We start from the raw sequence: 5,152 nt of genomic DNA on the forward strand, positions 1-5,152 counted from the left end.
GACCGCACAATCCCAAAACCGCTTACACTTTGGCGGCTCATGCGCTACGGCAGGACCGGGCCGCAAAGATCGGGCAGGGATTTCGGAAATGTTGCTGGTGACCGGCGGGGCCGGTTTTATCGGGTCGAATGTCGTGGCCGCGCTCAATGACGCGGGCCGCAGCGACGTCGTGGTCTGCGATTTCCTGGGTAACGAGGGCAAGTGGCGGAACCTCGCCAAGCGCCAGCTTGTGGATATCGTCCCGCCCGCCGAGCTGATGGACTGGCTGAAGGGTCGCAAGCTCGATGCCGTGATCCATCTCGGGGCGATTTCCGCGACCACTGCGACCGACGGCGACCTCGTGTTCGAGACCAATTTCCGCCTGTCGACGCGCCTGCTCGACTGGTGCACGGCGGGCGCGGTGCCGTTCATCTACGCCTCCTCGGCGGCGACCTATGGCGACGGTGAGACGGGATTTGACGACGACGCCTCGCTGCCGGCACTGAAGAAACTGCGGCCGATGAATCTCTACGGCTGGAGCAAGCACATGTTCGATCTCGCGGTCGCCGGGCGGGTCGCGAACGGCGATCCGCTCCCGCCGCAATGGGCGGGCCTGAAATTCTTCAACGTGTTCGGCCCCAACGAATATCACAAGGGCTCGATGATGAGCGTGCTGGCGCGCCGTTTCGACGACGTCAAGGCCGGCCGCGTGGTGCAGCTGTTCAAGTCGCATCGCGAGGGCATCGCCGACGGCGATCAGCGCCGCGATTTCATCTATGTCGACGACGTCGTGCGTGTCGTGATGTGGCTGCTGGCGACGCCGTCGGTGTCCGGCCTCTTCAACGTCGGAACCGGCAAGGCGCGCAGCTTCAGGGATCTGATGTTGGCGGCCTATGCGGCGCTCGGCACCAGGCCCAACATCGAATATATCGACATGCCCGAGCAGATCCGCGGGGCTTACCAGTATTTCACCCAAAGCGAGGTCGATCGTCTCCACCGCGCCGGCTATAACGGCGGCTTCACGACGCTCGAGGATGCGGTGAAGGCCTATGTCGGGGATTACCTCGACCGGCCCGACCGCTTCCGCTGAGGCCATTTGAACATGCCGACGCCCATTCTCGATTTCGACGCCCTCGCGAAGGCCATCTCAGGCCGCACGGTGCTGTGCATCGGCGATATCATGTTGGACGAGTTCGTCTATGGTGAGGTGTCGCGGATCTCGCCGGAAGCGCCGGCGCCTGTCATCGCGGCCCAGCGCAGCGAGATCCATATCGGCGGCGCCGGCAATGTCGCGCGCAATGTCGCCTCGCTGGGCGCGCGCTGCATCTTCGTCGGCCTCGTCGGCGAGGACGACGCTGGTGCACGGCTCAAGGCGGCGCTGGACGAGCACGCCGGCATCGAAAGCGTGCTCGTGCGCGATCCCTCGCGCCCGACCACGCGAAAAGTCCGCTTCGTCTCCGAGCATTTTTCCACGCACATGCTGCGCGCGGACTGGGAGCAGGCGGCGCCTGCTTCCGATGACATCGAGACAAAGCTGATCGAGGCGATCCTGCCGCAGATCGCGCGCGCCGACATCGTGCTGCTCTCGGACTACGCCAAGGGCGTGCTGACGGCACGCGTCATCCGCCACGCCATCGATGCCGCGCGAAAGCTCGGCAAGCCCGTGATCGTCGATCCCAAGAGCCTGAACTGGGCGATCTATCGCGGCGCCACGCTGCTGACGCCCAATCGCAAGGAGTTCTCTGAAGCGACCCGAAGCCGCGCCGAGACGGTGCAGAGCATCGTCGAGGCCAGCGAGGACGTGATGCGGCTCGCCGATTGCGAGGCGATCCTGGTCACCCAGGGCGAGCACGGCATGACACTGGTGCCGCGCAATGGCGCGGCGGTTCACGTCCCGGCTTTTCCGGTGAAGGTGCGCGACGTCTCCGGCGCCGGTGACACCGTCGCCGCCGCGCTCGCGGTGTCGCTTGCTACAGGCGCGGACTGGGACACGGCGCTGCGCATGGCCAATGCCGCTGCTGCCGTCGCCGTCGGCAAGCAAGGCACCGCCAGTGTGAGCGCGGCCGAGCTGCGCCGAAAGATCCTGCCGCATGCCACTCTGGCGGCCGAGGAGAAGATCGTGCTCGAGCCGGCCGCACTCGATGCGCAGCTCGCCGAATGGAAAACGCAAGGCCAGCGCGTCGGCTTCACCAATGGCTGCTTCGACATCCTGCATCCCGGCCACGTCAAGGTGCTGACCGCGGCGCGCGCCGCCTGCGACCGCCTGATCGTGGGGCTCAACAGCGACGCCTCGGTGCGGCGGCTCAAGGGCGCCGAGCGGCCGGTCCAGGACGAGCGCGCGCGTGCCGAGGTGCTCGCCGCGCTCGAAGCCGTCGATCTCGTCGTCATCTTCGATGAGGACACGCCGATCGACCTGATCACCCGGATCAAGCCCGGCGTGCTGGTGAAGGGCGGCGACTACACCCGCGAGCAGGTAGTCGGCCACGAGGTCGTCGAGGAAGCGGGCGGCACCGTCGTGCTGGTCGACATCCTCCAGGGCTTCAGCACGACGGCGCTGGTCCATCGCGCCCGGGGAGGGGGCAAGTGACGACACTGGCACGCGAGACGACCGGCGGGATGTTGCTTCGCCGCCTGCGCAGCCCGGCGGCCTGGCGCGAGACGGTCGATATATTTGCGGTCCTGACCGCGGCCTCGCTGCCGTGGTCGACCTCGCTGGCGGGGATCTTCAACGCGCTGATGCTGCTCTGCATGGTGCCGTTTCTCGACGTCCGCGCGTTCCTGCAATCCTTGAAGCGTCCGATCTGCGCGGCCCCGATCGCGCTGGTCCTGCTCGCGCTGGTGGGGACGCTGTGGTCGGACGCGAGCTGGGGCGCCCGCTTCTATGCGGTCAATCCGACCATCAAGCTGCTGGTGCTGCCGGTCCTGCTCTATCATTTCGAGCGCTCGCCGCGCGGCCGCTGGATCTTCATCGCCTTCCTGGTGTCCTGCGCCCTATTGTCGGTGATGTCCTGGCTGGTCGCCTTCTACCCGAACCTCGCGCTCAAGACCGATCCGGCCGAGCGCGGCATCTTCGTCAAGAATTACATCGACCAGAGCCAGGAATTCGCGCTTTGCGCGGTCGCGCTCGCCTATCCGATCGTGATGCTGCTGCGTGAGAAGCGATACTGGTTCGCCGGGCTGCTGACGGCGCTGGCACTGAGCTTCTTCGTCAACATGACCTTCGTCGTGGTGTCGCGCACCACGCTCGTCACCGTTCCAATCATGTTCGGCGTGTTCGCGCTGCTTCACCTCAAATGGCGCAGCATCGCGCTCATCTCCGCCACGTTGCTCGTCGCCGCTATTCTCGCCTGGCAGGCCTCGCCATATTTGCGCCATACCGCCGAGAGGTTTTCCGACGACTACACGCGTTACATGGAAAAGGGCGAGCCGACCTCGGCGGGTCTGCGGCTCGAATTCTGGCGGAAGTCGCTCGGTTTCTTCGCCGAGGCGCCGATCAAGGGGCACGGCACCGGCTCGACGCGCGGATTGTTCGAACGCGTCGCGACGCCCGCCGGTCAGTACCAGGCGTCCGCCGAGGTGATCGGCAACCCGCATAACCAGACGCTGAACGTTGCCGTGCAATGGGGCGTTATCGGCATCGCCGTTCTCTACGCGATCTGGATATTGCATCTGCGCTTGTTTCGCGGCGACGGCCTTGCCAACTGGATCGGGCTCCTGGTGGTGGTGCAGAACGTCTTCACCTCGCTGTTCAACTCCCATCTGTTCGACTTCCACGAGGGCTGGATGTACGTCATCGGCGTCGGCGTTGCCGGCGGCATGGTGATCCGGGGGCAACAGGCCGAGGCGAAGACGGGGGAAGCCGGTTCCTGAAAGCCCGCGCGGCTGGCAAGTCTGGTCCAGATGGGCTATCAGCGCGGTCAGGTTGCATCTAACTGGGTTTTCATCGGTCGGCGGATGACGCGTCTTTCGCATCTCACCTTGCGCAATTTCCTGATCGCGCTCCACGACCTGCTGGCGACCGCGGCGGCGCTTTTTGCCGCCTTCTATCTGCGATTCGAGGGTGGCGACGGCTTCTTCGACCGTCTGCCGCTGCTGTTCCAGATCCTGCCCTACTTCCTCGCCTTCAGCGTGGTCGTGTTCTTCATCTTCAACCTGACTACGACGAAATGGCGCTTCATCTCGCTGCCTGACGCGTTGAACATCATCCGCGTCGCGACCGTGCTGACGGTCGCCCTGCTCGTGCTCGACTACATCTTCGTGGCCCCCAACGTCCGCGGCGCCTTCTTTCTCGGCAAGGTGACGATCGTCCTCTACTGGTTCCTCGAGATCTCCTTCCTCAGCGCGCTGCGCATGACCTACCGCTACTTCCGCTATACGCGGGTACGACGTCATGCCAGGGGCGAGGAGGCCGCGCCGACGCTGCTGATCGGCCGCGCCGCGGATGCCGAGGTGCTCCTGCGCGGCATCGAGAGCGGGGCGATCAAGCGCATCTGGCCGGTCGGCGTGCTGTCGCCGTCGAGCTCGGATCGGGGCCAGTTCATCCGCAACGTGCCGGTGCTGGGCGGCATCGACGACGTCGAGGACGTCGTCGCCGATTTCGCCAAGCGCAACAAGCCGATCGCGCGCCTCGTCATGACGCCCTCGGCATTCGAGCCGGAAGCGCGTCCGGAATCGATCCTGATGCGGGCGCGCAAGCTGGGTGTGATCGTCAACCGGATGCCTTCGCTCGAGAGCGGCGATACGCCGCGGCTCACGGCCGTCGCGGTCGAGGACCTTCTGCTGCGGCCGAGCGAGACGATCGACTATGCGCGCCTGGAAGCGCTGATCAACGGCAAGGCGGTGATCGTCACCGGCGGCGGCGGCTCGATCGGGTCGGAGATCTGCGAGCGTGTCGTGGCCTTCGGCGCCGCGCGGCTCCTGATCGTGGAAAACTCCGAACCCGCGCTTTATGCCATCACGGAAGCGCTCGCCGCGCGAGGCGCGGCCGCCGAGATCGAAGGGCGGATCGCCGACATCCGCGACCGCGAGCGCATCGTGCGCCTGATGGCGGGGTTCAAGCCGGACATCGTGTTCCACGCCGCCGCGCTCAAGCACGTGCCCATCCTCGAACGCGACTGGAGCGAGGGCGTCAAGACCAACATCTTCGGCTCGATCAACGTTGCGGATGCCGCCG

Annotated in this window: 4 protein-coding genes; all 4 read left to right on the plus strand. The window is 65.7% G+C overall.

The features are described 5' to 3' along the window. Nucleotides 1-88 precede the first annotated feature (88 nt). Nucleotides 89-1,069, plus strand: a complete 981-nt coding sequence (gene rfaD / locus IC66_RS0121830; RefSeq protein WP_028143330.1) for an ADP-glyceromanno-heptose 6-epimerase — start codon at nucleotides 89-91, stop codon at nucleotides 1,067-1,069. Between the two features lie 12 nt (nucleotides 1,070-1,081). Then, the gene (gene rfaE1, locus IC66_RS0121835) at nucleotides 1,082-2,566 is read left to right on the plus strand and encodes a D-glycero-beta-D-manno-heptose-7-phosphate kinase (protein WP_038949042.1); all 1,485 of its coding nucleotides are present in this window, start codon (nucleotides 1,082-1,084) and stop codon (nucleotides 2,564-2,566) included. Further along, nucleotides 2,563-3,849, plus strand: a complete 1,287-nt coding sequence (locus IC66_RS0121840) for an O-antigen ligase family protein (protein ID WP_038949043.1) — start codon at nucleotides 2,563-2,565, stop codon at nucleotides 3,847-3,849. Before rfaE1 ends, IC66_RS0121840 begins: the two co-directional genes overlap by 4 nt. Nucleotides 3,850-3,933: 84 nt before the next feature. Further along, nucleotides 3,934-5,152 (plus strand): SDR family NAD(P)-dependent oxidoreductase (locus IC66_RS0121845; protein WP_038949045.1); only part of this gene is annotated, 1,219 nt, incomplete at its 3' end.

Source organism: Bradyrhizobium genomosp. III (assembly GCF_000261705.1).
Taxonomy (GTDB): domain Bacteria; phylum Pseudomonadota; class Alphaproteobacteria; order Rhizobiales; family Xanthobacteraceae; genus Bradyrhizobium; species Bradyrhizobium ottawaense.

What these genes read in the sequence shown, in the direction of transcription:
- rfaD (WP_028143330.1), top strand. Translation starts at nt 89, where the DNA reads ATGTTGCTGGTGACCGGCGGGGCCGGTTTTATCGGGTCGAATGTCGTG.
- rfaE1 (WP_038949042.1), top strand. Translation starts at nt 1,082, where the DNA reads ATGCCGACGCCCATTCTCGATTTCGACGCCCTCGCGAAGGCCATCTCA.